We start from the raw sequence: 2,026 nt of genomic DNA on the forward strand, positions 1-2,026 counted from the left end.
TGCGCGGGCACGTGGCGGCCCGGCTTCCCGAGTACATGGTGCCCTCGGCCCTGGTCGCGGTCGCGGAGTTCCCGCTGACCCCGAACGGCAAGCTCGACCGCCGCGCGCTGCCCGCGCCCGAACCGTCGGCGAGCGGCGCGGGAGGCGTGCCGGAGAACCCTCGGCAGGAGATCCTGTGCGGGCTCTTCGCCGACGCGCTGGGCGTCCCCCGCGTCGGGGTGCGGGACAACTTCTTCGAGTGCGGTGGCCATTCGCTGCTGGCGACCCGGCTGGTCACCCGCGTCAACGAGACCTTCGGCACCGAGCTGACCATCCGTTCGCTGTTCGAGGCGCCCACCGTGGCCGAATTGGCGGTCACGCTCGCCGACGGCGACGACGCGGGCAGCCCGCTGGATGTGCTGCTGCCGCTGCGCTCGTCCGGCAGCGCGCCCGCGCTGTTCTGCCTGCACCCGGCGGGCGGATTGAGCTGGTGCTACTCCGGTCTGATCCGGCATCTCGACCCGGAGATCCCGGTGTACGGATTGCAGGCGCGCGGGCTCGACGACACCGGGGCGGAACTGCCCGCGAGCTTCGTCGAGATGGCCGAGGACTACCTCGAGCAGATCCGCGCCGTGCAGCCGCACGGGCCCTACCACCTGCTCGGCTACTCCTCCGGTGGTCTGCTGGCCCACGTCATGGCCGCCCTGCTGGAACAGCGCGGCGAGCGGGTGGGTCTGGTGACCGTGCTCGACACCTATCCCGGGCAGACGCTGGCGGAGCTGGGTGAGCAGGAGATCCTGGCCGACCTGCTGGGCTGGGTCGGCTACGACCGGCGCTACCTCGGCCGCAGGCGGCTGCGGTTCGCCGAGGTGATCAAGATCTTGCGCAAGCTCGGCAGCTCGTTGGCCAGCCTGCGGCAGCGCCACATCACCGCGATCGGCCGCATCTACGCGCACTGTCGCGACCTGGTCCACGGTTTCGAGCCGAAACCCTACTCCGGGGACATCCTCGTGATCGTCGCCGCGCTGGACAAGCTCGACATCTCACCGACCCCCGCGACGTGGGAACCCTACGTCGGCGGAGACGTGCGCGCACGCACGATCGACTACCGGCACAACGACCTCATGAAGCCGGGACCGCTCGCCGAGATCGGCGGAATCCTGGCGGAGGAGCTCGACGCACACCGATATCACAGCGCAGAAAGGGTGTAGGAGATGGCGAATCCGTTCGAGGACGACGAGGGCCAGTACTACGTGCTCGTCAACGACGAGGGACAGCACTCCCTGTGGCCGTCGTTCATCGACGTGCCCGCCGGGTGGACCGTCACGTTCGGTGCCGAGAGCCGCCAGGCGTGCCTTGACCACGTCGCCGAGCACTGGACCGACATGCGGCCGCGCAGCCTCGTCGAGAGCTGACCGCGGCGAACGACACGGGCCCCGCGCGCGCCGCGCGCGGGGCCCGTTCGCGTGCACGGCACCGTTTCTTCGCTCCGTGTGGCTCCGAAGTGGACTGTGAAGCCGGGTCGCGCGGATTCTGCAGGAGAATGCAGAGACCACCCGAACGGGCGACAGGAGGCGAATAATCGGGTGCGGCAGAAACCCCTCTACCGCAAGGAGAACCCGATGACCGCGGCTGTCACCGAACGTCTCGAGACGATCAAAGACATCGTGTGCGACATCCTCGAGATCGACCCGGACGAGGTCACCAACACCAGCCTCTTCGCCGACGACCACGGCGCCGACTCGCTGCGCGCCATCGAGATCCTCGCGTCGCTGGAGAAGCAGTTCTCCGTCGTGATCGACCAGGCGGAGCTGCCGAGGATGGTCAACCTGGACGGTGTCTACGCGGTCGTGGCCGAGGCCGCGGGCTGGTGACGTCCCGCCGCGCGCCGGGCGGTACGTGGCGGGGAGTCACCAGCCCGGCGCGTACCGACGGCGGCGCAGGACACGACTTCGAAGGTGGGACACATGCATGAGGCCAACGCGCACGTCGTGCGCGGGCCGGCGCTGGACGCGCTGCGCTCCGTGGGCGGGCCGGGCGGTGCCGA

3 protein-coding genes are annotated in these 2,026 nt (G+C 69.8%); all 3 read left to right on the forward strand.

The genetic code is table 11. The annotated features are described in order from the left end of the window. Positions 1-1,190 (forward strand): alpha/beta fold hydrolase (locus SACSA_RS22025; protein ID WP_019814864.1); only part of this gene is annotated, 1,190 nt, incomplete at its 5' end. Positions 1,191-1,193: 3 nt separating this feature from the next. Then, positions 1,194-1,394 (forward strand): MbtH family protein, encoded by a 201-nt coding sequence (locus SACSA_RS0107950; RefSeq protein WP_019814866.1) that lies wholly within the window; start codon positions 1,194-1,196, stop codon positions 1,392-1,394. Positions 1,395-1,601: 207 nt separating this feature from the next. Then, positions 1,602-1,853: an acyl carrier protein gene (locus SACSA_RS0107955; protein WP_028661666.1), complete on the forward strand. Its 252-nt coding sequence runs from the start codon at positions 1,602-1,604 to the stop codon at positions 1,851-1,853. The last annotated feature ends 173 nt before the right edge of the window (positions 1,854-2,026 follow it).

Origin of the sequence: Saccharomonospora saliphila YIM 90502 (assembly GCF_000383795.1) — a bacterium.
Taxonomy (GTDB): domain Bacteria; phylum Actinomycetota; class Actinomycetes; order Mycobacteriales; family Pseudonocardiaceae; genus Saccharomonospora; species Saccharomonospora saliphila.

Coding starts and splice junctions, on each gene's coding strand:
- SACSA_RS0107950 (WP_019814866.1), top strand. CDS start 1,194: ATGGCGAATCCGTTCGAGGACGACGAGGGCCAGTACTACGTGCTCGTC.
- SACSA_RS0107955 (WP_028661666.1), top strand. CDS start 1,602: ATGACCGCGGCTGTCACCGAACGTCTCGAGACGATCAAAGACATCGTG.